General features: G+C 65.1%; 24 protein-coding genes. 9 read left to right on the forward strand and 15 right to left on the reverse strand.

The annotated features are described in order from the left end of the window. The first annotated feature begins 26 nt into the window (after positions 1-26). On the forward strand, positions 27-1,316 hold the full coding sequence (tilS, locus tag HOP51_RS11830; RefSeq protein ID WP_234274104.1) for a tRNA lysidine(34) synthetase TilS: 1,290 nt from the start codon (positions 27-29) through the stop codon (positions 1,314-1,316). On the opposite strand, the gene ppx is transcribed toward tilS, so the two are convergent. Further along, positions 1,297-2,844 carry an exopolyphosphatase gene (ppx, locus tag HOP51_RS11835; RefSeq protein ID WP_234274105.1) on the reverse strand — a complete coding sequence of 516 codons (1,548 nt, stop codon included), beginning with the start codon at positions 2,842-2,844 and terminating at the stop codon, positions 1,297-1,299. The two genes, tilS and ppx, sit on opposite strands and share 20 nt — an antisense overlap. 461 nt (positions 2,845-3,305) lie before the next feature. Between ppx and rho the strand changes: the two genes are divergently transcribed. The 7 genes from rho to HOP51_RS11865 all read left to right on the forward strand — a co-directional run bounded on the left by rho (position 3,306) and on the right by HOP51_RS11865 (position 10,246). After that, positions 3,306-4,565, forward strand: coding sequence for a transcription termination factor Rho (gene rho / locus HOP51_RS11840; protein ID WP_234274106.1), 1,260 nt, complete (start codon positions 3,306-3,308; stop codon positions 4,563-4,565). A 355-nt stretch (positions 4,566-4,920) separates the two neighbouring features. Beyond that, positions 4,921-6,420, forward strand: coding sequence for a 4-hydroxy-3-polyprenylbenzoate decarboxylase (gene ubiD / locus HOP51_RS11845; protein WP_234274107.1), 1,500 nt, complete (start codon positions 4,921-4,923; stop codon positions 6,418-6,420). Further along, complete coding sequence (locus HOP51_RS11850; RefSeq protein WP_234274108.1) at positions 6,417-7,196, forward strand: NAD(P)H-flavin reductase; 780 nt, start codon at positions 6,417-6,419, stop codon at positions 7,194-7,196. Before ubiD ends, HOP51_RS11850 begins: the two co-directional genes overlap by 4 nt. Continuing rightward, positions 7,193-7,906, forward strand: a complete 714-nt coding sequence (folM, locus tag HOP51_RS11855) for a dihydromonapterin reductase (protein ID WP_234274109.1) — start codon at positions 7,193-7,195, stop codon at positions 7,904-7,906. The genes HOP51_RS11850 and folM overlap by 4 nt, the downstream gene beginning before the upstream one ends. 38 nt (positions 7,907-7,944) lie before the next feature. Continuing rightward, entirely contained in the window at positions 7,945-8,070 is a 126-nt protein-coding gene (locus tag HOP51_RS20915; protein WP_267957717.1) for a hypothetical protein, read from the forward strand. 496 nt (positions 8,071-8,566) lie between these two features. Continuing rightward, positions 8,567-9,649, forward strand: coding sequence for a 3-deoxy-7-phosphoheptulonate synthase (locus tag HOP51_RS11860; protein ID WP_267957718.1), 1,083 nt, complete (start codon positions 8,567-8,569; stop codon positions 9,647-9,649). Between the two features lie 84 nt (positions 9,650-9,733). After that, positions 9,734-10,246, forward strand: a complete 513-nt coding sequence (locus HOP51_RS11865) for a DUF3087 family protein (protein WP_234274110.1) — start codon at positions 9,734-9,736, stop codon at positions 10,244-10,246. Positions 10,247-10,274: 28 nt separating this feature from the next. Here HOP51_RS11865 and ppk1 read toward each other — a convergent pair whose 3' ends face one another. Beyond that, a complete protein-coding gene (ppk1, locus tag HOP51_RS11870; protein ID WP_234274111.1) occupies positions 10,275-12,494 on the reverse strand; it encodes a polyphosphate kinase 1 in 2,220 nt (739 codons plus the stop codon). 57 nt (positions 12,495-12,551) lie between these two features. Next, positions 12,552-13,550 carry a porphobilinogen synthase gene (gene hemB / locus HOP51_RS11875; RefSeq protein ID WP_407061802.1) on the reverse strand — a complete coding sequence of 333 codons (999 nt, stop codon included), beginning with the start codon at positions 13,548-13,550 and terminating at the stop codon, positions 12,552-12,554. Between the two features lie 238 nt (positions 13,551-13,788). On the opposite strand from hemB, the gene elbB reads away from it, so the two are divergent. After that, the gene (gene elbB, locus HOP51_RS11880) at positions 13,789-14,451 is read left to right on the forward strand and encodes an isoprenoid biosynthesis glyoxalase ElbB (RefSeq protein WP_234274113.1); all 663 of its coding nucleotides are present in this window, start codon (positions 13,789-13,791) and stop codon (positions 14,449-14,451) included. Positions 14,452-14,530: 79 nt separating this feature from the next. Here the strand turns inward: elbB and tatC are convergent, their stop codons facing one another. The 12 genes from tatC to argS all read right to left on the reverse strand — a co-directional run bounded on the left by tatC (position 14,531) and on the right by argS (position 24,507). Next, positions 14,531-15,316, reverse strand: coding sequence for a twin-arginine translocase subunit TatC (gene tatC / locus HOP51_RS11885; RefSeq protein ID WP_234274114.1), 786 nt, complete (start codon positions 15,314-15,316; stop codon positions 14,531-14,533). Next, complete coding sequence (tatB, locus tag HOP51_RS11890) at positions 15,313-15,750, reverse strand: Sec-independent protein translocase protein TatB (protein ID WP_234274115.1); 438 nt, start codon at positions 15,748-15,750, stop codon at positions 15,313-15,315. Before tatB ends, tatC begins: the two co-directional genes overlap by 4 nt. 6 nt (positions 15,751-15,756) lie before the next feature. Then, positions 15,757-16,017: a Sec-independent protein translocase subunit TatA gene (tatA, locus tag HOP51_RS11895; RefSeq protein WP_234274116.1), complete on the reverse strand. Its 261-nt coding sequence runs from the start codon at positions 16,015-16,017 to the stop codon at positions 15,757-15,759. A 47-nt stretch (positions 16,018-16,064) separates the two neighbouring features. Beyond that, positions 16,065-16,400 (reverse strand): phosphoribosyl-ATP diphosphatase, encoded by a 336-nt coding sequence (locus HOP51_RS11900; RefSeq protein WP_234274117.1) that lies wholly within the window; start codon positions 16,398-16,400, stop codon positions 16,065-16,067. 30 nt (positions 16,401-16,430) lie between these two features. Further along, positions 16,431-18,053, reverse strand: a complete 1,623-nt coding sequence (gene ubiB / locus HOP51_RS11905) for a ubiquinone biosynthesis regulatory protein kinase UbiB (RefSeq protein ID WP_234274204.1) — start codon at positions 18,051-18,053, stop codon at positions 16,431-16,433. Next, positions 18,053-18,691, reverse strand: coding sequence for a ubiquinone biosynthesis accessory factor UbiJ (locus HOP51_RS11910; RefSeq protein WP_234274118.1), 639 nt, complete (start codon positions 18,689-18,691; stop codon positions 18,053-18,055). Before HOP51_RS11910 ends, ubiB begins: the two co-directional genes overlap by 1 nt. Positions 18,692-18,698: 7 nt before the next feature. Further along, a complete protein-coding gene (ubiE, locus tag HOP51_RS11915; RefSeq protein ID WP_159548979.1) occupies positions 18,699-19,466 on the reverse strand; it encodes a bifunctional demethylmenaquinone methyltransferase/2-methoxy-6-polyprenyl-1,4-benzoquinol methylase UbiE in 768 nt (255 codons plus the stop codon). 114 nt (positions 19,467-19,580) lie between these two features. Beyond that, positions 19,581-19,964 carry a gamma-butyrobetaine hydroxylase-like domain-containing protein gene (locus HOP51_RS11920; protein WP_234274119.1) on the reverse strand — a complete coding sequence of 128 codons (384 nt, stop codon included), beginning with the start codon at positions 19,962-19,964 and terminating at the stop codon, positions 19,581-19,583. 102 nt (positions 19,965-20,066) lie between these two features. After that, the gene (gene hslU / locus HOP51_RS11925; RefSeq protein WP_234274120.1) at positions 20,067-21,389 is read right to left on the reverse strand and encodes an ATP-dependent protease ATPase subunit HslU; all 1,323 of its coding nucleotides are present in this window, start codon (positions 21,387-21,389) and stop codon (positions 20,067-20,069) included. Between the two features lie 11 nt (positions 21,390-21,400). Further along, entirely contained in the window at positions 21,401-21,919 is a 519-nt protein-coding gene (hslV, locus tag HOP51_RS11930) for an ATP-dependent protease subunit HslV (protein WP_234274121.1), read from the reverse strand. 173 nt (positions 21,920-22,092) lie between these two features. Beyond that, entirely contained in the window at positions 22,093-22,818 is a 726-nt protein-coding gene (locus HOP51_RS11935) for an SPOR domain-containing protein (protein WP_234274122.1), read from the reverse strand. Between the two features lie 3 nt (positions 22,819-22,821). Further along, complete coding sequence (argS, locus tag HOP51_RS11940; protein WP_234274123.1) at positions 22,822-24,507, reverse strand: arginine--tRNA ligase; 1,686 nt, start codon at positions 24,505-24,507, stop codon at positions 22,822-22,824. Positions 24,508-24,628 lie beyond the last annotated feature (121 nt).

Here is a 24,628-nt window from a genome sequence, read left to right on the forward strand (position 1 = left end):
TGCTCCGCTAGGCTGGAGGGTTCTCAATGTCCCTTCAATTAACGGTTGATCGCGCCCTGGCGGAGACCCCGCCGGGGCGTGTCGTCTGGGTGGCACTCTCCGGCGGGCTGGATTCGAGCCTGCTGCTCACGCTCGCTGCCGCGGCCTGGCGGCGCCATCCCCGACCATTGTACGCATTGCACGTTCACCATGGCTTGCAGGCCATCGCCGACGGTTTCGAGCTCCACTGTCGGCGGCTCTGCTCGCGCCTCGGGGTGCCGTTCTTCGTTGAGCGCGTGAGGGTCGAGCGTGACGCCGGGCTCGGGCTCGAAGGTGCAGCGCGGCAGGCGCGCTACGCGGCCTTCGCCCGCCGTGTGATGCCGGGCGAGACGCTGTGGCTGGCCCAGCACCGCGACGACCAGGCCGAAACCTTTTTGCTCGCCGCCCTGCGCGGCAGTGGCGCGCGCGGCCTGGCGGCGATGCCACCGACGCGGGAGTGGCGGGGGCGCCATCTGGGGCGCCCGCTGCTCGATGTGTCCCGCGCCGAGCTGGAGGCCGAGGCGGCGCGGCGGGGCGTGCGTTGGGTGGACGATCCGAGCAACGCCGACGAGCGCCTCGACCGCAACCTGCTGCGCCATCGGGTCTTGCCCCTGCTGGAGGCGCGCTGGCCTGCCGCCCGCGCTTCCCTGGCGCGTAGCGCCGCCCATGCCGCCGAGACCGAGACGCTGCTGGAGGAGTTAGCTGACGAGACGCTGGTCCGCCTGGGCGGCGAGCCCGGACGGCTAGATCTGGCGGCGTTGCGGGCGCTGACCGCGCCGCGCTGTCGGCTGTTGGTGCGTCACTGTTGCCGTCGTCTCGGCCTGCCCACGCCGCCCGCCGCCCGGCTCGAAGCGCTGCTCGTGCAGCTCGACGCCCGGCGCGACGCCCAGGCGTGCGTTGCATGGCCCGGTGCCGAGGCCCGCTTGTGGCGCGACGCGCTCTACCTGTTGGCGCCATTGCCCGACTTGCCCGCCGGATGGGAGGCGTACTGGGAGGGCGGCTCGGACCTGTCCACGCCCCTGGGGCGCTGGCCGGTGCGGCTGGTGCGGGAAGATGGCGCCCCGGCGGCCTTGCGCCTTGCACCGCGTGGGGGAGGGGAGCGACTGCGCTTGCCGGGGCGCGGCGGGCGCGACCTGAAGCGTTTGATGCAGGAGTGGGGCGTGCCGCCATGGCAACGTCGGCAGGTGATCGTGGTATGGAACGGCGACGACCCGGTGGCGGCGCTGCTGCCTCCAGGTCGTTGGTTGGGGGTGGCGGCCGGCTGGCGGGGGGAAACCGTCAGCTCAGGGCCAGTGTGAACCCGGCGGCCTTCTGGTAGGCGGCCTCCTGTTCGAGGTCGGTGCGCAGCAATAGCGCCTCGTCGCTTTCCCCGTCGGCCAGCGTCAGTTGCAACGTCTCGCCGTCGATGACCTCGAGACATGGGGTTTCGGTGGGTTGCTCACCGCGCGAGTGATTGAGCAGGACCGCCAGACGCAGCAGGCGTGCCAGACGAGAATGGCAAGGTTGCTGCGACTCGGGCAGGGCGTGCCACTCCCGCAGCGGGAACTTGCGCCGGTGGGCTCGTACCAGGAACGCCAGCAGCCGCTGCTCGGGGCGCGAGAAGCCGGCCAGGTCCGAATGTTCCAGCAGATACGCACCGTGGCGATGGAACTGACTGTGGGAGATCGCCAGGCCGATCTCGTGCAGGCGCGCGGCCCAGTCGAGAAAGCGTGCCTGATCGTCACCGAGCCCCCAGGCCGTTCGCACCTGGGCGAATAGCCGGGCCGCGGAGAGCGCCACGTTCTCGGCCTGGCGCATGTCCACGCCGTGGCGCTGCTGTAGTGATGCCACCGTCTTGAGGCGCGAGTCCTCGGGACTGTTGCGCCCCACCATGTCGTAGAGCACGCCTTCGCGCAGGGCGCCATCGGCGTAGCGCAGGTGATCGAGGTCGAACGCCTCGAAGATGGCACAGAGGATCGCTACGCCGGCGGGAAACACTCTGGCGCGATCCGTCTTGAGCCCTTCCAGGGCCACCCGGTCGAGGTGGCCGCAGGCGATCAGGTCGTTGCGTATTCGCGCAAGTCCTCTTCGGGTCACCAAGCCGTCGGGAGCGTCGCTGGCGGCGGCGATGACCGAGGCGGCAGCCTTGATCGTGCCGCTCGAACCCACCGGGTCGTCCCAGCCCAGTTGGCAATAGGGACGACGGATGTTGGCCAGTTCCGAGCGGGCCGACAGTTCGGCGCGCCGCATGCGCTTCTCGCTGATCTCGCCGCTCTCGAAGAAGCGCCGGGTATAGGTCACGCAGCCCAGTTGCAGGCTCTCCAGCGCCAGCGGTTCGAAGCGCTCGCCGATGATGAACTCGGTGGAACCGCCGCCGATATCGATGATCAGCCGGCGGCCGTTCTCGGCCAGGGAGTGGGCGGCCCCCAGATAGATCAGTCGTGCCTCCTCACGGCCACCGATGATCTCGATGCGATGCCCCAGCAGGGATTCGGCGCGATCGATGAGTGTCTGGCTGTTACGGGCGTCACGCAGGGCGTTGGTCCCCACCACGCGCAGTTGACCCTGGGGAATGTCGGCGACGAAGGGGGCGAAGCGGGCCAGGCAGTCGAGCGCCCGCTGCATGGCGGCTTCCTCGAGCTGGCCTTCGGCATCGAGTCCGGCGGCTAGTTGTACCTTCTCGCCGCGCCGCGCCACGACCTGCAGGCGGTCGTCCTGATAATGGGCGACCAGCAGGTGAAAGCTGTTGGAGCCCAGGTCTATCGCAGCCAGGCGCTTGGGACTTGGCGGTTGAGGCAGAATGACGGTGTCGTTGGCGGGCTGGGGCCGCTCAGAGGGTGAGGTCATCGAGGTATCCTGATGGCGAATGGCTAAAGGGTGCTGTGACGGCTGGATCGTGTCAATCGCTCAGAGAACGATAGACGGGGTTGCGTTCGTCGCCGGCCTTGACTAACATCGGGTCGTTCGCCTGTTCCGAATGCTTTCCGACCGAGACACGACGTCCGCGTCGCGGTCATTATCAAGTCGTCAGTCAGCCCCCTTCTTGTCGCTCGTCGTCATGTGCCAAAAGCCTTGGCGGCACTTGAGACGCACCAGGCGATAAATTCAGGCGACAAGAAGCGCTGCTCCCTCGAACACGATACCGTGCCGGCGACTCCTGCGCTGAGTGGTCGTATTGCGACGGGCATCGCACCTGAGCGGCAGCTCTTCCGGGCTCTGAACGCACCCAAGCGGCTTACCGTTCTTTCCGCACCATTCCCACGGCTGCCGTGCCGCCACGCTGACATGAGCAACTTCCGAACACACCGATGAATCTTACCGAACTCAAGCAAAAATCCGTGCCGGACCTTCTGGAGATCGCCCGCGAGATGGGCATCGACAACCTGGCCCGCTCGCGCAAGCAGGACATCATCTTCGCCATCCTCAAGAAGCACGCCAAGAGCGGCGAGGACATCTACGGCGATGGTGTGCTCGAAATTCTCCAGGACGGCTTCGGCTTCCTGCGCAGTGCCGACAGCTCCTACCTGGCCGGCCCCGACGACATCTATGTCTCGCCGTCGCAGATTCGTCGCTTCAACCTGCGCAAGGGCGACTCGATTTCCGGCAAGATTCGTCCGCCGAAGGAAGGCGAGCGCTACTTCGCGCTGCTCAAGGTCAGCCAGATCAACTTCGACAAGCCGGAAAACGCCAAGCACAAGATCCTGTTCGAGAACCTCACGCCGCTGTTTCCCCAGGAACGGCTGCGCATGGAGATCGGCAACGGCTCCACCGAGGACCTCACCGCGCGCATCATCGATCTGGTGGCGCCCATCGGCAAGGGCCAGCGCGGCCTGATCGTTTCGCCGCCGAAGGCGGGCAAGACGCTGATGCTGCAGAACATCGCCACCTCCATCACGCGCAACAATCCCGAATGCCACCTGATCGTGCTGCTCATCGACGAGCGCCCCGAGGAGGTGACGGAGATGTCGCGTACGGTGCGTGGCGAGGTGGTCGCTTCCACCTTCGACGAGCCGCCGGCGCGTCACGTGCAGGTCGCCGAGATGGTGATCGAGAAGGCCAAGCGCCTGGTCGAGCACAAGAAGGACGTGGTGATCCTGCTCGACTCCATCACCCGCCTGGCGCGGGCCTACAACACCGTGGTGCCCAGCTCCGGCAAGGTACTCACCGGTGGTGTCGACGCCCACGCCCTGGAGAAGCCCAAGCGCTTCTTCGGCGCCGCGCGCAACATCGAGGAGGGTGGCAGCCTGACCATCATCGCCACCGCCCTGGTGGATACCGGCTCGAAGATGGACGAGGTGATCTTCGAGGAGTTCAAGGGCACCGGCAACATGGAAGCCCACCTGGACCGCAAGCTGGCCGAGCGGCGCGTCTACCCGGCGATCAACATCCGCCGCTCCGGCACCCGCCGCGAGGACCTGATCGCCTCCGAGGACGAGATGCAGCGCATGTGGATCCTGCGCAAGCTGCTCAACCCGATGGAAGATACCGCGGCCACCGAGTTCCTCATCGACCGGCTGAAGGACACGAAGACCAACCTCGAGTTCTTTGAAGCCATGAAAAGACGTTGATTCTGGCCTGCTGCGCTCGACGATACGGCGTTGGAAAACAGCTCAAGCTGCTCATTTACTAAAGTAAACTCCGCGCTTTCGCTGTTTTCCGCCTTGTCTCGTCTTCGCTCGCAACGGCCAGCTCTCAACGCCTGGGCATAGAACTCCCATGCCGAGGTGAGCGGCGCCGGGGACAGGACGAAGAGGAGGTCTTTTGCCATGGATGGCAAAAGTAGCGCCCAGGGATGGGTTCACAGCGCCTCCTCGCAGGCCTGTCGACGGGGTAGCCGCGGGTAAGGATGCGTTGGCCGGCGGGGAAGAGAAAGGGGCGGCATGCTAAGCTGCCCCTTTCGTCGTTCCGGAAACGGGAAATCGAATGAAGTACAACGACCTGCGCGACTTCATCGCGGCCCTGGAAGCCCAGGGCGAGCTGATACGTGTTACTGCCGAGGTGGACCCCTACCTCGAGATCACCGAAATCTGCGACCGCACCCTGCGCGCCGGTGGCCCGGCGCTGCTGTTCGAGAACGTCAAGGGGCACGACATGCCGCTGCTCGGCAACCTGTTCGGCACGCCGAAGCGGGTCGCCATGGGCATGGGCCAGGACAGCGTCGAGGCGCTGCGCGAGGTGGGCGAGTTGCTCGCCTTCCTCAAGGAGCCCGAGCCGCCCAAGGGCTTTCGCGACGCCTGGGACAAGCTGCCGATCTTCAAGCAGGTGATGAGCATGGGGCCCAAGACGGTGCGTAGTGCCCCGGTGCAGCAGGTGGTGCTGGAGGGCGACGACGTCGACCTCGACCGCCTGCCGATCCAGCACTGCTGGCCCGGTGATGCCGCACCGCTGGTCACCTGGCCGCTGGTGGTGACCCGTGGGCCGCACAAGAAGCGCCAGAACCTGGGCATCTATCGCCAGCAGAAGCTCTCCAGAAACCGCCTGATCATGCGCTGGCTGTCGCACCGCGGTGGAGCGCTGGATTTCCAGGAGTTCCAGCAGACGAACCCTGGCGAGCCTTTCCCGGTGGCGGTGGCGCTGGGCGCCGACCCGGCCACCATTCTCGGCGCGGTGACCCCGGTGCCGGACACGCTCTCCGAGTATGCCTTCGCCGGACTCTTGCGCGGCTCGCGCACCGAGCTGGTCAAGTGCGGCCACGCCGACCTCGAGGTGCCGGCCTCTGCCGAGATCATCCTCGAGGGGTTCATCTACCCCGATGACACGGCACCGGAAGGTCCCTACGGCGACCATACCGGCTACTACAACGAGGTCGACGAGTTCCCGGTGTTCACCGTGACGCGCATGACCATGCGCCGCGACGCCATCTACCATTCGACCTACACCGGGCGGCCACCCGACGAGCCGGCAATCCTGGGGGTCGCGCTCAACGAAGTGTTCGTGCCGATCCTGCGCAAGCAGTTCCCGGAGATCGTCGACTTCTACCTGCCGCCGGAAGGCTGCTCCTACCGCATGGCGGTGGTGACCATGAAGAAGCAGTACCCCGGCCACGCCAAGCGCGTGATGATGGGCGTGTGGAGCTTCCTGCGCCAGTTCATGTACACCAAGTTCGTGGTGGTACTCGACGACGACGTCGACGCCCGCGACTGGAAGGATGTGATCTGGGCCATTACTACTCGCATGGATCCGGCCCGGGATACCGTGATGGTAGAGAATACTCCCATCGACTACCTCGACTTTGCCTCGCCGGTGGCGGGGCTGGGTTCGAAGATGGGGTTGGACGCCACCACCAAGTGGCCCGGCGAGACCGATCGTGAATGGGGCACGCCCATCGTCATGGACGAGGCCGTCAAGGCTCGCGTCAGCGAGCGCTGGAACGAGCTGGGCATCCCCCTGCCCCCACACCCTGACGACAAGAGGCCTGCATGACCCCAAGGACCCTGAGCTGCCAGGTGACGGCGGTGGAGGACCTAACCCCCGACGTGTTCCGCGTTCGCCTGGAAGGGCGCGCGGAGGCCATGGCCCATGAGCCGGGTCAGTATCTCGAACTCAAGCTGGATGACGAGACCTGGGTGCCGTTCTCCATTGCCAGTGCGCATGTCGGCGACGGTACGCTGGAACTGCATATCCAACATTGGCCGGAGCGCGAGAACTCCGCCCGGCTGCGTGAGCTGATCGTGGTGGCGCACCATCTGACGGTGCGCCTGCCGGGCGGCGACTGCGTGCTGGATACCAACAGCCGGCGCCCGCTACTGTTGATTGCCGCCGGTACCGGTTTCGCCCAATTGAAGGCTATTGTCGAGGCCTCGCTTCACGAGGCGCCCGAACGGCCCATCGAGCTGTGGTGGGCCGCCCGCGAGCGGCGCGACCTCTATCTCGAGAGCCTGCCGCGGCAGTGGGCCGAGCAGCATGAGAACGTGCGCTTCCATGTGGTCACCGAGGCAGTGCCGGAGCCGCCGGTGTCCGGTGAGCGCATTCAGGGCCATCTAGGCCGCATCGACCGGGCGTTGGCCAGCGGGCTCGAAGACATCGGTGGCTATGATGTCTATCTTTCCGGCTCACCGGGTATGGTCTATGCCTGTGTCGACGTACTGGCCTCGCTGGGCCTGGAACCGAACCGGGTCTTCTCCGACGTCTTCGCCTATGCACCGCGCCAGCCGCTGGTGCCCACTGCCGGGGTACTGGGTCGGGGGAGCGCGCGATGAGCGCCTCGCCGATCCTGATCACCGGTGGCGCCCAGCGCCTGGGCCGCCATTGCGCCGAGCGCCTAGCCGAGGACGGGCACCCGGTGATCATCAGTTATCGCCGCGAGCGTCCCGAACTCGAGGTCCTGCGCAGCCGGGGTATCGTGACCCTGCCGGCGGATTTCTCCAGCGAGGCGGGAATTCTCGATTTCATCGCTAGGCTCAAGGGCGAAACGAGCTCATTGCGGGCCATCGTGCACAACGCCAGCGACTGGGCGCCGGACAGTCAGGGTGACGAGGCTGGGGCTGCTTTCGAGCGGCTGTTCCGCATCCACATGCAGGCCCCCTATATAATCAACCTGCACTGCCGCGAGCTGCTCGAGGCCTGCGGCGAGCCCCAGCGCGACATCGTGCACATGACCGACTACGTGGTGCAGAAGGGGTCAAAGAAACATGCGGCCTACGCTGCCACCAAGGCGGGGCTGGCCAACCTGACGCTTTCGTTCGCCGCCATGTACGCGCCCCGGATCCAGGTCAACGCCATCGCGCCGGCACTGATCATGCTGGGCGAGGGCGACGACGAGGCCTATGTCGAGAAGGCCAAGGCCAAGTCGGCCATGGGAATGGTGCCGGGGCCGGGTGTGATCTACCAGAGCCTGCGCTACCTGCTTGACAACCGCTACGTGACCGGAATCACCTTGCCGGTCGATGGCGGGCGCCACCTCCGTTAGAATAGCTTTCCCCCTGATACTCATAACGAGGTTTTGCCATGGCGAACGACCCTAATTTCAAGGATGACAGCGGACTGCTGTCCATCGTGCTGGGCCTGGTGGTACTGGTCAGCATGTCCGCCTTGCCCGCCACCATCGGCTGGTATCAGCTGATCGCCGGCTGACAGGCGGCGCTTGCCAAGCCTGCGTCGATCCGGCACGATGAAGCGAGAACATCGGAGACGACCATGACACCGAAACTGAGCCTGCCCATTGCTGCGTCCTACCGCGCCCCGTGTGCGGTGGCTGCGCATGGCGCCGGCTTCGGTGGCCAGTATTGGTATTGGTTTAGTTCCGGTGTGCCGGCGGCTGGGTCCTGAGCAAGGACAGCCGCGAAGGCACACCCTAACCGGGTTGCCTCCCCTAAAACCCCCGGTCGGCAACCCGACCGGGGGTTTTGCGTTGGGCGCCCGGTGTTCGCCCGACACCATTCAACCAGAGGAGATGCACCATGACCGCACGTCGCGCCACTTTCGCCGCCTACGCCCGTCACGCCTATTACGGCTGGGACTATGGGTGGCGATTTAGCGCCGCGCGGTCGGTCCAGTGCGCCACCTCCGACCGTGAGATAACCGGTGGCATGACGACACGATGTTTGCCGACCTCACGGAGTTGACTATCATGAACGCCCCTGCATCTCTTGCCCAACGCCTGGCCGATGACCATGCCGATCTCGATATTGCCCGTGCCAGCCGGGTCGAAATGACACTACCCACGCCCGGCGAGCTGCGCCGCCGACTGCCTGTGGCGCCCCTCATGGCCGAACGCCTGCACAGCCAGCGCCGCGCCATCCAGGACATCGTCAGCGGCCGTGACGACCGTATGCTGGTGGTGGTGGGGCCCTGCTCGATCCATGACCCTCTGGCTGCCCTGGAGTACGCTCACCGTTTGGCCGAGTTGGTGCCGCAGGTAAGCGATCGCCTGCTGCCGGTCATGCGGGTCTATGTGGAGAAACCGCGTACCACAGTAGGCTGGAAGGGGCTTGCCTACGACCCCGACCTGGACGGTAGCGGCGACATGGCCCACGGCCTGCACCTGTCGCGTCATCTGATGCACGAAGTCGCGACGCTTGGCTTGCCGGTGGCTACCGAAGTGCTGCAGCCGATGCTGGCCGCTTATCTCGACGACCTGCTGGCCTGGGTCGCCATCGGTGCGCGTACCACCGAATCGCAGCTGCATCGCGAACTCGCCAGTGGTCTCGAGGCCGCGGTGGGTTTCAAGAACGCGACCAGTGGTGACGTACAGGTTGCGGTGGACGCTATCCGTGCGGCAGCGCATCCGCACCAGCACTTCGGTCTCGACGAAGAGGGCCGCCCGGCGCTGCGCGAGACCTCAGGCAATCGACATGCTCACGTGGTGTTGCGGGGAGGCCGCCATGGTCCCAACTACGACAGTGTTTCGGTCGGCGAAGCTCGCCGGATGCTGGAGCGGGCCGGGTTGCCCGCGCGCTTGATGGTCGACTGCAGCCATGCCAATGCATGCAAGGACCATCGGCGTCAGGCCGAGGTGTTGCGTGACGTAGTGGTGCAGCGCCTGGGTGGCGAAACAGCCCTGATGGGGCTGATGCTCGAGAGTTACCTGGAAGAAGGACGCCAGGAACTTGCTCCCGGCGCGCTGCGCCATGGTGTCTCGGTGACTGACCCCTGCCTGGGCTGGCAGGAGACCGAGGCGCTGCTGCTGGAAGCCGCGGGGCGGCTGCGCTGAGCCGGGCAACTCTGGCTCGAGAGGCCTGTACTCGCCGTGGCGATGCCGGGATAATCCCGGCATCGCTGATACAGGAGTTCCCGCATGCCGTTCACCTTCGAACACCACGACCCCGAGACCTATCGCCGTAAGGCGAGATTCATCAGCGTCGTCATGGCGGGACAGCTGATCGTCTTCGGCATGCTGTTCGCTCAACTGCTGACCGCCACCTTCGGCTCCAGCCTGTGGCTCAACGCTCTGGGTGTCTTTCTCGGCCTGCTGGCGACCAGCCTGACCTTCGCCGTGCTGCGCGAGCGGCCATGGATGCGAGAGATGCGCTACGTGTGGCAGCTCAAGCATCATCTCTCGCGGCTCAGTGGCTACCTCGCCACCCTGCGTCGCGAAATGGATCAGGGCAACGGCGTCGCCCTTCATCTTATGACCGCCTATCATCAGGGCATGGCGCAGTTGGCCGAGCTCAACGGTCGTACCCTGGACGACGACGGCGAACTACTCGGCGAGCGTGCCAGGATCCGGCGTCTACGCGAGGAGCGGGGGCTGCCCGAGCGGGTCGAGGGGTTCGACCCCCACGACCTGGCCGCTTTCCGCAGGAGCTGAAGAGGCTGCCCCGAGCGTCCAGCCTGACTCAGGCTTTGGTCGCGTAGGCGTAGAGCAGCGTTTCCTGGGCGCTGATCGGTGCGCTGTTCCCCGGCTGCTGCTTAAGGTAGCGACCGTCCGGCTGCAGCAGCCAGCTCTGGCAGTTGTCCACCAGGTAGGTTTCGAGATCCTTGCGCACCCGTTCGGCCTGCTTGCGGTCGACGAGCGGGAAGGCGGTTTCGACCCGGTGGAACATGTTGCGCGCCATGAAGTCGGCGCTCGAGCACCAGGTTTCTTCCTTGCCGTCATTATGGAAGTGGAAGACCCGGGTGTGCTCGAGAAAGCGACCGATGATCGAACGCACGCGAATGTTCTCCGAGACCCCTGGCACGCCGGGGCGCAGGCAGCACATGCCGCGAATGATCAGCTCGCATTCGACGCCGGCCTGGGAGGCCCGATACAGCGCCTGGATCAGCTTCGGCTCGGTCAGCGAGTTGCACTTGATGATCAGTTGGGCGCGGCGGCCGCGACGGGCATGCTCGGCCTCGCGCTCGATCATGGCGACCAGGCGCTCGTGAAGCGTGAAGGGAGCATGTAGCAGCCTGTCGATATGTTGCGCCCGGCCCATGCCTGAAAGCTGCTGGAATACCTTGTGCACGTCGGCGCACAGCGAGGCATTGGCGGTGAGCAGGCTGTAGTCGGTGTATAGCTTGGCGGTGCGAGCATGGTAGTTGCCGGTGCCCAGGTGGGCGTAATGGCGCAGTTTCCCTCGCTCGCGGCGTACGATGTGCATCATCTTGGCATGGGTCTTGTAGGCCATGACGCCATAGATGACGATGGCTCCCGCCTCCTGCAGGCGTGAGGCGAGCGCCAGGTTGTCGGCTTCGTCGAAGCGTGCGCGCAGCTCGATCACCACGGTGACCTCCTTGCCGTTGCTTGCCGCTTCCACCAAGGCGTTGACGATGGCCGAATCGGCCCCGGTACGGTAGAGGGTCTGCTTGATCGCCAGCACGTTGGGGTCGCGGGCCGCCTCGCGGAGCAAGTCTTCTACCGGAGAGAAGCCCTGGAAGGGGTGGTGCAGCAGGATATCGCTGCCGGCGATGGCCTCGAACAGGCTCGCTTTCTTGCGCAGCGCCTTGGGCAGCCCCGGCGTGAAGGGGCGGTAGCGCAGGTCGGGGCGATCCAGGTCGCCTAGCGCCGAGATCATGCGGGTCAGATTCACCGGGCCGTTGACGCGATACAGATCGCTCTGCTCCAGCTCGAACTGCTTGAGCAGGAAGGAGGCTAGCTCCTCGGGACAATTGTCGGCGACTTCCAGTCTCACACCGCTGCCGTAGCGCCTGGCCAGCAGCTCGCCGCGCAGCGCCGAAGCCAGGTCGGACACCTCCTCAGGGTCCATCGAGAGGTCGGCGTTGCGGGTCAGGCGGAACTGGTAGCAGCCGCGTACCGTCATGCCGGGAAAGACTTCCGCGGCATGGGCGTGGATCATTGACGACAGGAACACGAACTCCTGGAAATCCGCCTCGCAGAGCTCACCGGGTAGCGCGATGACCCGAGGCAGCGAACGAGGTGCCGGCAGGATCGCCAGCCCACCCTTGCGGCCGAAGGCATCCTTGCCCTCCAGCTCGACGATGAAGTTGAGGCTCTTGTTGACCAGTCGCGGGAAAGGATGCGATGGGTCCAGCCCGATCGGGCTGATCACCGGCACGATCTCGTTCTCGAAGAAGGTGCGAATCCAGTTCCTCTGCGCCTCGGTCCACTCGTCGCGGCGGCGGAAGCGTAGCTGCTGGGCCTCGAGCGCAGGGATCAGAATCTCGTTGAGAATCTGGTACTGGCGCTCGACTTGTTCGTGCACGACCTGGGAGATCTCGGCCAGCAACTGGCGCGGCAGGCGGCCGTCGGCACCGGTGGTTTCATCGCCCAAGGCGACCTGATGCTTGAGGCCGGCAACCCGGATCTCGAAGAACTCGTCCAGGTTGGACGAGAAGATCAGCAAGAACATCAACCGGTTGAGCAGTGGATGTGCCTCGTCCAAGGCCTGCTCGAGCACCCTCACGTTGAACTGCAGGTGCGAGAGCTCACGGTTGAAGTACAACGCCGGGTCGCTCAGGTCGGCCACGGAGTCGGGCTGTGGCTTGGGTTTGACGCCGGCGTGGCTCTGGTTTAGGCGCGGGGCGGCCGGTTCGAGGGCGGTTTCGTCGGCTCCGTCGCCGGGCGTTCCGATTTCCGTTGGTTCAAAGGGATCGGCAGGGTCGGGCACATCTACCATAGCGCTCTCTCGTAGCTAGGTGGCAGAGTGCCCCGCTTGGTCGGGCTGGCTCTGCCGTCAGGATGCGAGCAGTGTCGCCGCTCGTTTGGCAAAATAGGTCAGGATTCCGTCGGCTCCGGCGCGCTTGAAGCACATCAGCGACTCGAGCAGCACTTCGTCGGGGTCCAGCCAGCCGTTGTCGAAGGCGGCCATGTGCATGGCGTACTCGCCGCTGACCTGATAGGCGTAAGTGGGCACCCGCAGTTCGTCCTTGACCCGACGCACCACGTCCAGATAGGGCATGCCGGGCTTGATCATTACCATGTCGGCGCCTTCGGCCAGATCCAGGGCTACCTCGTGCAGCGCCTCGTCGATGTTGGCCGGATCCATCTGATAGGTGCGCTTGTCGGCCTTGCCCAGGTTGGTTGCCGAGCCCACCGCATCGCGGAACGGACCGTAGTAGCGCGAGGCGTACTTGGCGCTGTAGGCCATGATGCGCACGTTGTGGAGATGCTCCTGCTCGAGCACTTGGCGGATCTCGCCGATGCGGCCATCCATCATGTCCGACGGCGCGACGATGTCGGCCCCGGCCTCGGCATGTGACAGCGCCTGCTTGAGCAGCGTCTCCACGGTACGGTCGTTGAGCACGTAGCCGCTGTCGTCGATGATCCCGTCCTGGCCGTGGATGGTGTACGGGTCGAGTGCTACATCGGTCATGATACCCAGCTCCGGCACTGCGGCCTTCAGTGCACGTACACTGCGCTGGACCAGACCGCCGGCGTTGTAGGCCTCCTCGGCCAGCTCGCTTTTCAGTGCCTGTTCCACCACTGGGAACAGGGCCAGGGCAGGAATTCCCAGTGCGTGGGCTTCGCGGGCCTCTTCGATCAGCAGGTCCAGCGACAGCCGCTCTACGCCCGGCATCGAGGGCACGGCCTCGCGGCGTTTCTCGCCGTCGAGGACGAACACCGGCCAGATCAGGTCGGCGGCGGTCAGGGTCGATTCCCGCATCAGTCGACGCGAGAAATCGTCACGGCGCATGCGCCGCATACGTGTGGCGGGGAACTGGCGTGTGGTCATGAAACTCAAGATGCTCTACTCCGGCTGTGGCCACTTCCGCCATGTCATCAACTGACGGCAGTGTGCCTGGGAAGAATGACGGTTCGATGACAAACGAAATGTATTGTGTCGAGTATATCAGTGCTGATCGAAGCGAAAAGCCGCGCCTTGTCGCACCCGGCACGACTCTCTAAAGTGTTGGCTTCGGGATTCGAGGCATAGCCCTTCATTCGAGGCGCCTTACTACAAGGAGAAAGGCATGAGCAAACAAGTGGCGGTCATCCTGTCGGGCTGCGGCGTTCAGGATGGTTCGGAGATCTACGAGACCACCCTGACCTTGCTGCGTCTGGATCAACTGGGCATCGGCTATCGCTGCTTTGCACCGGACATCATGCAGTACCACGTGATCGACCATCGCAACGGCGAGGCGATCGAGGGCGAGACGCGTAGCGTGTTGCTGGAGTCGGCGCGGCTGGTGCGGGGCAACATAGCGCCGCTGGGGGAACTCGAGGCCGACGAGTTCGATGCGGTGATCCTGCCCGGTGGTTTCGGCGCGGCCAAGAACCTGTCCAACTTTGCCGAAGCCGGCAGTGACATGGAGCCGCTGGCGGAACTGGTCGAGGCCGTTGCGCCCTTTCATGAGGCGCGCAAGCCGATCGGGCTGATGTGTATCGCGCCGGCGCTGGTGCCCAAACTGCTGGGTCCGGGCATTGCCGTGACCATCGGCCACGATCCCGGTGTTGCCGGTGCGATCAGCTCGATGGGTGGACTGCATCGCAGCTGTGGCGTCGAGGATATCGTGGTCGACTTCGAGAACCGTGTGGTGACCACTCCGGCCTACATGCTCGCCACGCGTATCGGTGAGGCCGCCACTGGTATCTTCAAACTGGTCGAGCGTATCGATGAGCTGATGGATCTGTAACGCCGCGCTTCGAATGTGCAGCGCCCCCGTTCGCTGGCGGACGGGGGCGCTTTACGTTCATCGCCTGCTTGATGGTGGCTCAGGTGTCGTCGCGCTCTTCGGCCGGGGTGGTCTGGCCCGGCCGTTGCTTCTTGCGTTGCACCAGGCGACCGAAAAGGATGCCGACCTCGTAGAGCAGGTACATAGGGATGGCGAGCAGGCTCTGGGAGATCACGTCGGGCGGGGTCAGCAGCATGCCGACGACGAAGCAGCTCAGGATGATGTAGGGGCGTTTCTTCGTCAGGCTCTCCACCGTGGTGGCCCCGGAGGCGATCAGCAGGAAGGTGGCGATGGGAATCTCGAAGGCCACGCCGAAGGCGAAGAACAGCTTGAGGACGAAATTCAGGTACTGATTGATGTCGGTCATCACCGCTACGTTCTCCGGCCCGGCCTGGGTAAAGAACTGGAACAGCAGCGGGAAGACCGCGTAGTAGGCGAAAGCGGCGCCAGCATAGAACAAGCCTACGCTCGAGGCCAGCAGCGGCAGGGCCAGTGCCTTCTCGTTGTCGTAGAGTCCGGGCGCGACGAAGGCCCAGGCCTGGTGCAATACGTAGGGGATGGCGACGAATACCGCCACCACCAGGGTCAGCTTGAAGGGAGCCAGGAACGGCGAGGCCACCTCGGTGGCGATCATCTGCGAGCCTTCCGGGAGCATGCCCATCAGCGGTTGGGCCACGAAGGTGTAGATCTCGTTGGCGAACGGGTAGAGCCCCAGGAAGATCACGAAGATCGCCACCACGGCGCGCAGCAGGCGCGAACGCAGCTCAATCAGGTGCTCTATCAGAGGAGCCTGGCCAAGTTCCTGCTTGTCGTCGGAGTCGCTCATCGGGAAGCGGCGCCCTTGTCATCGTCGGAAGGAGAGGACTCGTGGCTCGTGGCCCTGGCTTCGGCCAGGGCATCGTCGAGGCGAGCGGAAGCCGACGGCGCTTCGTCGTCGGTCTGGCGCCGGTCGGCATCGGGCCGCTCGTTTTCGTCCTTGGGCGGTGTCGAGGACGAGTAGGGCTGGGCGATGCTCTCGACGTCGCGCTTGGCCTTGTTGAGGCTCTCGTCGAGCTTGGTCTGCTGCTCCTTGAGCTTCTGACGCAGTTCCTCCGCCTCGAGCTGCGAGTTGATCTCGCGTTGCATGCTCGAGACGGTACGCTTGATCTTGCCGATCCACAGTCCCGCCGTGCGCGCTGCCTTGGGCAGGCGTTCCGGGCCGAGTACCAGCAGACCCACGATGCCGAGAATCAGCAGTTCCAGGAAGCCGATATCAAACATGGAGGCTTACTTGCGCTCTTCCCGTTCCTCGACCTTGTCCGCCGACTTCTGCTCGGCCTGGACGTCATAGGTATTGGGCTGCTGCTCCTCGTGGGTCACCTTGGCTTGCGGCTTGTTCTTCTCGTCGTCTTCGTTGACGGCCTGCTTGAAGCCCTTGACCGCGCCGCCCAGGTCGGAGCCGATGTTGCGCAGCTTCTTGGTGCCGAAGATCAGGATGATGATGCCGAGTACGATCAGCAGTTGCCAGATACTGATGCCACCTAACATGAAGTGTTACCTCTGAGTCGGGTTTCCGGCGGATCCGGAAGCCAATTTCACTTGGACCTTGCGGCCTTCTCTTCGTGCCCGGAGATTCCGAAACGGCAGGCCAACTCGTCTAGCACGTCCCGGTGGTCGAGTCCGAGATGCGACAGCATCACCAGGCTATGAAACCATAGGTCGGCGGTCTCGGCGACCAGAGCCTTGCGTGCGGCCTCGCCACCGGTTTCGGCGTCCTTGGCGGCCAGCAGGGTTTCCGTGGCTTCCTCACCGATCTTTTCGAGTATCTTGTTAAGCCCCTTGTCATGCAAGGCGGCCACGTAGGATTCGGCGGGGTCGGCGCTGCGGCGTTGGCGCAGTACGTCGAAGAGTTCATCAAGAATATCACGCATGGGGGCGATTCCGGTTGCGGTGGGTCAAGTTCATTGCCAGGCCAGCAGCACGAGGCCGATGGCACCAAGGACCAGTATCGGCCAGGGTTGGTTCATGGCCCACTCGGAGAGCGGCTGCCAGGCTAATGCCAGGCCGGCGAGCAACACCCCCAGGCGTAGGCGCCGTCCGCCGCGGCGGCCAACGCGAAGCTGGTGCTGGATACCGCTCAGGGCCATGGCCTGGCGACGGCGCTGGCGATGCTCATGCTCGATCCGGGTCAGTGCCTGGTGGGCTACGCTGGGCAGTTCCGGCAATTGGCGCGACAGCTCCGGTGCCTGGCGCTTGAGTGACTCCCACAGCCCGGCCGCTCCGGCGCGCTCCTTCATCCAGCGCTCCAGATACGGCTTGGCGGTGCTCCACAGGTCGAGGTCGGGATAGAGCTGGCGTCCCAAGCCCTCGATGTTGAGCAAGGTCTTCTGTAGCAGAACCAGTTGCGGCTGCACCTCCATGTTGAAGCGCCGCGCGGTCTGGAACAGGCCGAGCAGCACCTGACCGAAGGAGATGTCCTTGAGCGGTTTCTCCAGGATCGGCTCGCATACCGTACGGATTGCCGCGGCGAATTCGTTGGCGCGAGTCTCCTCGCCGACCCAACCCGACTCGATGTGCAACGCGGCGACCTCGTAATAGTCCTGATGGAAGAAGGCCAGGAGATTGCGTGCCAGGTAGTCCTGGTCCTCGCGGGCCAGACTGCCGACGATGCCGCAGTCGATGGCGATATACTGTGGATCCTGGGGGTGTTCGCGGGCGACGAAGATATTGCCCGGGTGCATGTCGGCGTGAAAGAAGTTGTCACGGAACACTTGGGTGAAAAAGATCTCCACGCCGCGCTCGGCGAGTCGCTTGAGGTCGGTACCCTGGGCCTCGAGTGCCGCGATGTCGGCAACGGGAATGCCGTGTATGCGTTCCTGCACCATGACTCGCTTGCGGGTATGCGACCAGTAGATCGTGGGTACGTAGAGCAGCGGCGAATCTTTGAAATTGCGCTTGAGCTGCGAGGTGTTGGCCGCCTCCTTGTGCAGATCGAGTTCGTCGAACAGGGTTGCCTCATAGTCACGCACCACTTCCACCGGGCGCAGCCGGCGGGCCTCGGGGATGAGCGTCAGCAGGCCGGCCACGCGGTACATCAGTGCCATGTCCTGGCGCATGATATGGTCGATACCGGGGCGGATGATCTTGACCACCACGTCCTCGCCGCTGTGCAGGCGGGCGGCATGCACCTGGGCGATGGAGGCCGAGGCCAGCGGCTCGGGCTCGAAGTGGGCGAAGGCGACCTCGAGGGGCATGCGCAGCTCGGTTTCCACCAGGGCGGTGGCTTCGCTGCCGGGGAAGGGCGGTACCTGGTCCTGCAGGCGGCGCAGCTCGTCGGCGATCTCCTCCGGTAGCAGATCGCGGCGGGTGGAGAGCAGTTGGCCGAACTTGACGAAGATGGGGCCGAGCGACTCCAGCGCCAGGCGCAGCCGCTCGCCGCCGCTGCGACGTCCCACCGGCACCAGCCGCAGCGGTGACAGCACGAAGACCAGCCGCAGCCACCACGGTAAGCGCTGCAAGGGCAGCAGGGTATCCAGGCGATAGCGGGTAATCACCCAGATGATGCGCAGCAGCCGTAGCCCCATCATGATGTGGCCTCGCTCTCGAGCCTGCGGCGCAGCCGGGTCAGACGGGCATCGAGTCGATCGGCGGCCACCTCCAGTTCGGTGAGATGATCGCGCAGGTTCTCCAGTTGCCGGCGGCCGGGGAGCAGGCGAGCTTCCTCGAACACGTACTCGGCAACGTCGGCGCGCATTTCTTCCTGGGCACGCAGGCCCCAGCGGGCCAGGCTGCGCAGTCCTTCGGCGAAACTATGGGCGGGTACGTCGCCCAGCCAGCGAGCCAGCTCCGCTTCCCAGTCGATCTCGAGATCAAGGAACAGGTCACGCACCTCCTCGAGCAGGTGGATCCGCCCGCGCACGGCGAGCCTGCCACGGAACATCAGGCGCTCCAGGGATTCGCCGCCCAGCAGCTCTCCCAGCGCCTCGGCATCGAGTTCCACCACGGTGTCGGCGCTGCTCTCGTCGGGGTCGTCCTGGTGCATCAGGTCCACGCCGTGAGGATGGAAGCTCAGCAACAACGCCAGGGAGGGACGCTCCAAGCGCAACAGCAGCCGGCTGCCGGACAGCCGGGCCAGGCGCGAGGGGGCGGCCAGGTCCCGGGCGAGCAGGGCGTTGAGGGTGCGCTCGATGCCGGCCAGCAGCAGGGTCGGGGTCAAGGTCATTGCGCCCTCAGAGCTTGATACCGCGATGCAGGGCGACGATGCCCCCGGTGAGATTGGTATATTCCACTCGCTCCAGACCTGCCGCTTCCATCATCGCCTTGAGCGTTTCCTGGTCGGGATGCATGCGAATCGATTCGGCCAGGTAGCGGTAGCTGTCGGCGTCGCCTGCCACCATCTGGCCCATCAGCGGCAGCAGGCGGAAGGAGTATTCGTCGTAGGCCCGGGTCAGTACGGGGTTGTTCGGCTTGGAGAATTCCAGCACCAGGAGCCGGCCGCCGGGCTTGAGCACGCGGGCCATGGAGCGCAGCGCGGCGTCCTTGTCGGTGACGTTGCGCAGGCCGAAGGCGATGGTGATACAGTCGAAACTGTTATCGGGGAATGGTAGGCATTCGGCGTTGGCCTGCACGTACTCGACGTTACCGCCGACCCCGTTGTCGAGCAGCTTGTCACGGCCGACCCGCAGCATGGATTCGTTGATGTCGGCCAGTACCACCCGGCCGCGAGGTCCGACCATGCGCGAAAACTTGAGCGTCAGGTCGCCGGTGCCGCCAGCGATGTCGAGAACGCTGTGGCCGGGGCGTACGCCCGAGCGCTCGATGGTGAGCCGCTTCCACAGCCGGTGGATGCCCAGCGACATGAGATCGTTCATGACGTCGTAGCGCGCTGCCACGGAGTGGAAGACATCGGCTACGCGCGAGGCCTTTTCCTCTACCGGCACTTCCTGATAGCCGAAGTGGGTGGTGCGCTGGTCGCCGGGGGTGGAGTGAGGGCTCATGCGTGAAAGGCTCCCGAATCGCTGCGGAAAGGTGAGGCTGGGCCTCATGTTGGGCCACATTGTAGCCTTCCTCCGGCTGCCTTGTCTTTGACCTGCAGGGGCGACTAGAGCCACTTAGAGCTGCTTGATCTCGATGCCCAGCGGTTCGCGACTCGAGCCGGCCTTCTCCAGACGCTCGAGATAGTCGGCCCAGTAGGCCTCGCGGTTCTCGATCAGTTCAAAGAGGTATTCCCAGCTATAAATGCCACTATCGTGGCCATCGTCGAACGCGAGCTTGACGGCATAGCGGCCCACCGGCTCGATGTTCTTGAGGCCGACGTCCTTCTTGCCGACCTGCAGCACGGCTTGGCTGGGATGGTGACCGCGCACCTCGGCAGAGGGGGAATAGACGCGCAGGTACTCCACCGGCAAGCGGTGGCTCTCGCCGTCGGTGTAGGTGAGTTCCAGCTCGCGGGTCTTCTTGTGGTAGTGGATCTTGCTGGGGATGGGGGCGGTCATGGGCAGACTCCTGACTTCGAGCTTCGAGCTTCGAGCTTCGAGCTTCGAGCTTCGAGCTTCGAGCTTCGAGCGGCTCGTGGCCCGAAGCCCGTGGCACGTGGCTTACAGAATATACCGCGACAGATCCTCGTCCATGGCTAGCTCGCCGAGCTGGGAGTCGACGTAGGCGGCATCAATCGACAGCGGGCTGCCAAGATCGGCGCCCTTGAACGAGGCCTCCTCGAGAAGTCGCTCCATTACCGTGTGCAGGCGCCGCGCGCCGATATTCTCGGTGCCCTCGTTGACCTTCCAGGCGATCTCGGCGATGCGCTCGATACCGTCCTCGGTGAAGTCGACTTCGAGCCCCTCGGTGGCCAGCAGCGCCTTGTACTGCTTGGTCAGGGCGGCGGAGGGCTCGGTGAGGATGCGCTTGAAATCCTCGGGCGTGAGCGCCTCGAGCTCGACCCGAATCGGCAGGCGGCCCTGTAGTTCGGGAATCAGGTCGGACGGACGCGACAGGTGGAAGGCGCCGGAGGCGATGAACAGAATGTGGTCGGTTTTGACCATGCCGTACTTGGTCGAGACGGTGGAGCCTTCGATGAGCGGCAGCAGGTCGCGCTGCACGCCCTCGCGGGAGACCTCGCCGCCGCTGGATTGGCCGCTGCCCTTGGCGACCTTGTCGATCTCGTCGAGAAAGACGATGCCGTTCTGCTCCACGGCGTCGATGGCGCGGTGCTTGATCTCTTCCTCGTTGACCAGCTTGGCGGCTTCCTCGTCACGCAGCAGGGCGAAGGCGTCCTTGACCTTGACCCGACGGGTCTCGGTCTTGTGGCGCCCCATGTTGGAGAACAGGCTCTGCAGTTGATTGGTCATCTCTTCCATGCCCGGCGGGGTCATGATGTCGATGCCCGGCCCCTGCGGGGTGATCTCGATATCGATCTCCTTGTCGTCGAGGTCGCCCTCGCGTAGCTTCTTGCGAAAGATTTGGCGAGTGGAGCTGTCGGCACGCGGGCTGGCCTCCTGACCGCGGGGAGGCGGCAGCAAGGCATCGAGAATGCGATCCTCGGCGGCGTCCTCGGCGCGGTGGCGCACTTCGTCCTTGGCCTGCTCGCGCACCAGCTTGACCGCGGCCTCGGTGAGGTCGCGAATGATCGATTCCACGTCGCGACCGACGTAGCCCACCTCGGTGAACTTGGTCGCCTCGACCTTGATGAAGGGAGCGCGGGCCAGCTTGGCCAGGCGTCGGGCGATCTCGGTCTTGCCGACCCCGGTGGGGCCGATCATCAGGATGTTCTTGGGCGTGACCTCGGGGCGCAGGTCGTCATCGAGTTGCATGCGACGCCAGCGGTTGCGCAGGGCGATGGCAACGGCGCGCTTGGCGTCCTGCTGACCGACGATGTACTGATCCAGGGCGTGAACGATCTCGCGGGGTGTCATCTGGGACATGGTGGCGACCTTCAGAGCGTTTCGAGGGTGACGTGGTGGTTGGTGAACACACAAATGTCGCCGGCGATCTCGAGCGACTTCTCGGTGATCTCCCTGGCCGAGAGGTCGGTGTTCTCCAGCAGCGCGCGGGCCGCGGCCAGGGCGAAGTTGCCGCCAGAGCCGATGGCAATGATACCGCGCTCCGGTTCCACCACGTCGCCGTTGCCGGTGATGATCAGCGAGGCGTTCTTGTCGGCCACGGCGAGCAGGGCCTCGAGACGACGCAGGGCGCGGTCGGTGCGCCAGTCCTTGGCCAACTCCACGGCCGCCTTGATCAGGTTGCCCTGGTACTTTTCCAACTGCGCTTCGAAGCGCTCGAACAGGGTGAAGGCGTCGGCGGTGCCGCCGGCAAAACCCGCCAGCACCTGGCCGCGGTAGAGGCGGCGAACCTTGCTGGCGTTGCCCTTCATCACGGTGTTGCCCAGCGATACCTGGCCGTCGCCGGCCAGGGCCACCTGGTCACCGCGGCGCACGGAAACGATCGTGGTCATGGAGATGACTCCGTAACGGGGAGCCGAGGGCTCCCGGTGACTTTCGATCCCCGGTATGTCCGGAGACCGTGAAAGAGCGTTCAGGGTAGGTGCGGGCGGTAGGGGACGAATTCAAGCGCCTTCGTCGAGCACGGGAAGAATCGATGCGTGCCCCGCGTGTGCCGTCAGGGAACTCAGTTGGTCGCGCGGTGGCGCAATGGGGTGATTCCCTGGGTCACCATCAAGTCCTCGGCGCGGTTGAGCTCCCGGGTGTCGTCGTAAGGGCCGACCATGACGCGGTGCCAGGTCTGGCCGTCGGCGGACTGCACCTGGCTGACCTGGGCCATCAGGCTCAGATTGCGCAGACGCTGGCGCAACTGCTCGGCATCTTCGGGCTGGCGGAATGATGCCGCCTGCAGCATGTAACGCGTACCCGCCGGTGCCGCTGCCTCGCTGGCCGGGGTGGCGCTCACCTCGTCGCGCAGATTGGCGGCGATCACCTGGGCGATGGGATCGTCGGCCGGTGCCGGTTCGGCGGCGGTATTGCCGTCAATGGGAGGTGGCACGTTGACTGCCGGTTCAGGCGGCGAGGCGGTGGAGGCGACCTCACGTGGCGCTACGACTTCCTCGGGCAGCAGGGTGTAGAACTCGAAGGTCGGCATGCGCGGTTCGCGCGGCTCGATGGTCGGCGCGGGTTCGCTGACTTCCGTGGGTGTCCGCGGGATCAGGTTGGCCAGCGGCGAGTCGCTGTCTTCCTGCCATGGAGCGGAGCCGTGCTGGTGCTGGGCCAGCAGGAAGCCCGCAATGACGCCGCCGACGCCCCACACCCAGCCGGGCAGGCGAAAGCCCTCGCGCCGGGCGGGGGCTCGTTTGCGGCTGGTGGTGGCGCCACGCTTCTTGGGCGTGCGACGAGCGGCCATGGCTTACATCTCCTCCGGGGCGCTGACGCCAAGCAGGTCGAGGCCGTTGCGCAGCACCTGGCGTGTGGCCAGGCCCAGGGCCAGGCGGGCGTTGCGCAGCTCGTCGTCCTCGACCATGACCTTCACCGCGTTATAGCAGGAGTGGAATTCGGCGGCGAGATCCAGCAGATACTGGGCCACCTGCTGCGGTTCGCGCGAGGCGGCGGCATGGTCGACGACCTCGGGGAAGCGTGCCAGCCGGTTCATCACCGCCTTTTCCTGATCCTCCGCCAGACGGCCCAGGCTGACCATCGCCAAGTCATGATCGAAGTTCAGCCCCTGGGCTTCAGCCTTGCGCAGCATGCTGCACACCCGCGCATGGGCGTACTGCACGTAGTAGACCGGGTTGTCGTTGGACTGCGAGCGGGCCAGGTCGATGTCGAAAGTGAGCTGCGAATCGGCGCGGCGTGCGGCGAGGAAGAAGCGCGTGGCATCGCGGCCCACTTCGTCGATCAGGTCGCGTACGGTGACGTAGCTGCCGGCGCGCTTGGAGAGCTTCACCTCCACGCCGGAGCGGGTCACCATCACCATTTGGTGCAGCACGTAGTCGGGCCAGCCTTGGGGGATGCCGGCCTCCAGCGCTTGCAGTCCGGCACGCACCCGGGTCACGGTGGAATGGTGATCGGCACCCTGCTCGTTGATAACGGTGGTAAAGCCACGCTGCCACTTGTTCAGGTGATAGGCCACGTCGGGCAGGAAGTAGGTGTAGCTGCCGTCGGACTTGCGCATCACCCGGTCCTTGTCGTCGCCAAAGTCGGTGGTGCGCAGCCACAGGGCGCCGTCCTGCTCGTAGGTGTGGCCGCCTGCGATCAGGCGCTCCACCGCTTCTTCCACCTTGCCTTCGCGATAGAGCGACGACTCCAGGAAGTAGACGTCGAAGGAGACGCCGAAGGCCTTGAGATCGAGATCCTGCTCGCGGCGCAGCCAGGCCACGGCGAAGTCGCGAATGGCATCGAGGTCGTCCGGGTCGGCCTTGGCGGTGACGTGGCGGTCGTCGGCGTGCACCGTTTCGCCGGCCAGATAATCGTTGGCCACCTCAATGATGTAGTCGCCGCGATAACCATCCTCGGGCCAGGCGTCGTCGTCCGGAGTCAGGCCCTTGGCGCGGGCCTGTACCGAGAGCGCCAGGTTGGCGATCTGGGCCCCGGCGTCGTTGTAGTAGAACTCGCGGGTCACATCAAAGCCGGTAGCCTCGAGCAACCGACTGATGCAGTCGCCGATGGCGGCACCACGACCGTGGCCAACGTGAAGCGGGCCGGTGGGGTTGGCGGAGACGAATTCGACCTGCACCTTCCGGCCGCGCCCGACCAGACTGCGGCCGAAAGTGTCGCCGGCATCCAATACCTGGCGCACGATCTGGGCGGCGGCGTCGGCGGCGGCGAAGAAGTTGATGAAGCCCGGTCCGGCGATCTCCACCTTCTCCACGGCATCGCTTTGCGGCAGCGCCGCGACCAGTGCCTCGGCCAGCTCGCGCGGCTTCTTGCCGGCCGGCTTGGCCAGCATCAGTGCCAAGTTGGTGGCGTAGTCGCCGTGAGCCTTGTCCTTGGTCGGATCGACCTTGACGGTCGGTGCGGCATCGGCGGGCAGTGTGCCCTGCTGCTTGAGCGTATCGACGGCGTTCTCGAGCAGGGAAATGATCGTCTCTTTCATGAAGCGGCTATGTCCTGTTGCGGCGGGCGCACGAGGCGATGACAGTGGCCAGGTTAGCCTGAGGCACTCGTGAATGGCGCGGCCACGAAGAATGGCTGGTCGAACATTATCGGCAATTGTG

This window comes from Billgrantia zhangzhouensis, assembly GCF_021404465.1.
GTDB lineage: Bacteria > Pseudomonadota > Gammaproteobacteria > Pseudomonadales > Halomonadaceae > Halomonas > Halomonas zhangzhouensis.

Coding starts and splice junctions, on each gene's coding strand:
- HOP51_RS11920 (WP_234274119.1), bottom strand. CDS start 19,964: ATGACCGCCCCCATCCCCAGCAAGATCCACTACCACAAGAAGACCCGC.
- HOP51_RS11910 (WP_234274118.1), bottom strand. CDS start 18,691: ATGACCTTGACCCCGACCCTGCTGCTGGCCGGCATCGAGCGCACCCTC.
- HOP51_RS11865 (WP_234274110.1), top strand. CDS start 9,734: ATGCCGTTCACCTTCGAACACCACGACCCCGAGACCTATCGCCGTAAG.
- ubiB (WP_234274204.1), bottom strand. CDS start 18,053: ATGGGGCTACGGCTGCTGCGCATCATCTGGGTGATTACCCGCTATCGC.
- tatA (WP_234274116.1), bottom strand. CDS start 16,017: ATGTTAGGTGGCATCAGTATCTGGCAACTGCTGATCGTACTCGGCATC.
- tatB (WP_234274115.1), bottom strand. CDS start 15,750: ATGTTTGATATCGGCTTCCTGGAACTGCTGATTCTCGGCATCGTGGGT.
- argS (WP_234274123.1), bottom strand. CDS start 24,507: ATGAAAGAGACGATCATTTCCCTGCTCGAGAACGCCGTCGATACGCTC.
- hslV (WP_234274121.1), bottom strand. CDS start 21,919: ATGACCACGATCGTTTCCGTGCGCCGCGGTGACCAGGTGGCCCTGGCC.
- tilS (WP_234274104.1), top strand. CDS start 27: ATGTCCCTTCAATTAACGGTTGATCGCGCCCTGGCGGAGACCCCGCCG.
- HOP51_RS11850 (WP_234274108.1), top strand. CDS start 6,417: ATGACCCCAAGGACCCTGAGCTGCCAGGTGACGGCGGTGGAGGACCTA.
- elbB (WP_234274113.1), top strand. CDS start 13,789: ATGAGCAAACAAGTGGCGGTCATCCTGTCGGGCTGCGGCGTTCAGGAT.
- ubiE (WP_159548979.1), bottom strand. CDS start 19,466: ATGAGCCCTCACTCCACCCCCGGCGACCAGCGCACCACCCACTTCGGC.
- hemB (WP_407061802.1), bottom strand. CDS start 13,550: ATGACCACACGCCAGTTCCCCGCCACACGTATGCGGCGCATGCGCCGT.
- HOP51_RS11900 (WP_234274117.1), bottom strand. CDS start 16,400: ATGCGTGATATTCTTGATGAACTCTTCGACGTACTGCGCCAACGCCGC.
- tatC (WP_234274114.1), bottom strand. CDS start 15,316: ATGAGCGACTCCGACGACAAGCAGGAACTTGGCCAGGCTCCTCTGATA.
- rho (WP_234274106.1), top strand. CDS start 3,306: ATGAATCTTACCGAACTCAAGCAAAAATCCGTGCCGGACCTTCTGGAG.
- HOP51_RS11860 (WP_267957718.1), top strand. CDS start 8,567: ATGAACGCCCCTGCATCTCTTGCCCAACGCCTGGCCGATGACCATGCC.
- HOP51_RS20915 (WP_267957717.1), top strand. CDS start 7,945: ATGGCGAACGACCCTAATTTCAAGGATGACAGCGGACTGCTGTCCATC.
- ubiD (WP_234274107.1), top strand. CDS start 4,921: ATGAAGTACAACGACCTGCGCGACTTCATCGCGGCCCTGGAAGCCCAG.
- ppx (WP_234274105.1), bottom strand. CDS start 2,844: ATGACCTCACCCTCTGAGCGGCCCCAGCCCGCCAACGACACCGTCATT.
- ppk1 (WP_234274111.1), bottom strand. CDS start 12,494: ATGGTAGATGTGCCCGACCCTGCCGATCCCTTTGAACCAACGGAAATC.
- HOP51_RS11935 (WP_234274122.1), bottom strand. CDS start 22,818: ATGGCCGCTCGTCGCACGCCCAAGAAGCGTGGCGCCACCACCAGCCGC.
- folM (WP_234274109.1), top strand. CDS start 7,193: ATGAGCGCCTCGCCGATCCTGATCACCGGTGGCGCCCAGCGCCTGGGC.
- hslU (WP_234274120.1), bottom strand. CDS start 21,389: ATGTCCCAGATGACACCCCGCGAGATCGTTCACGCCCTGGATCAGTAC.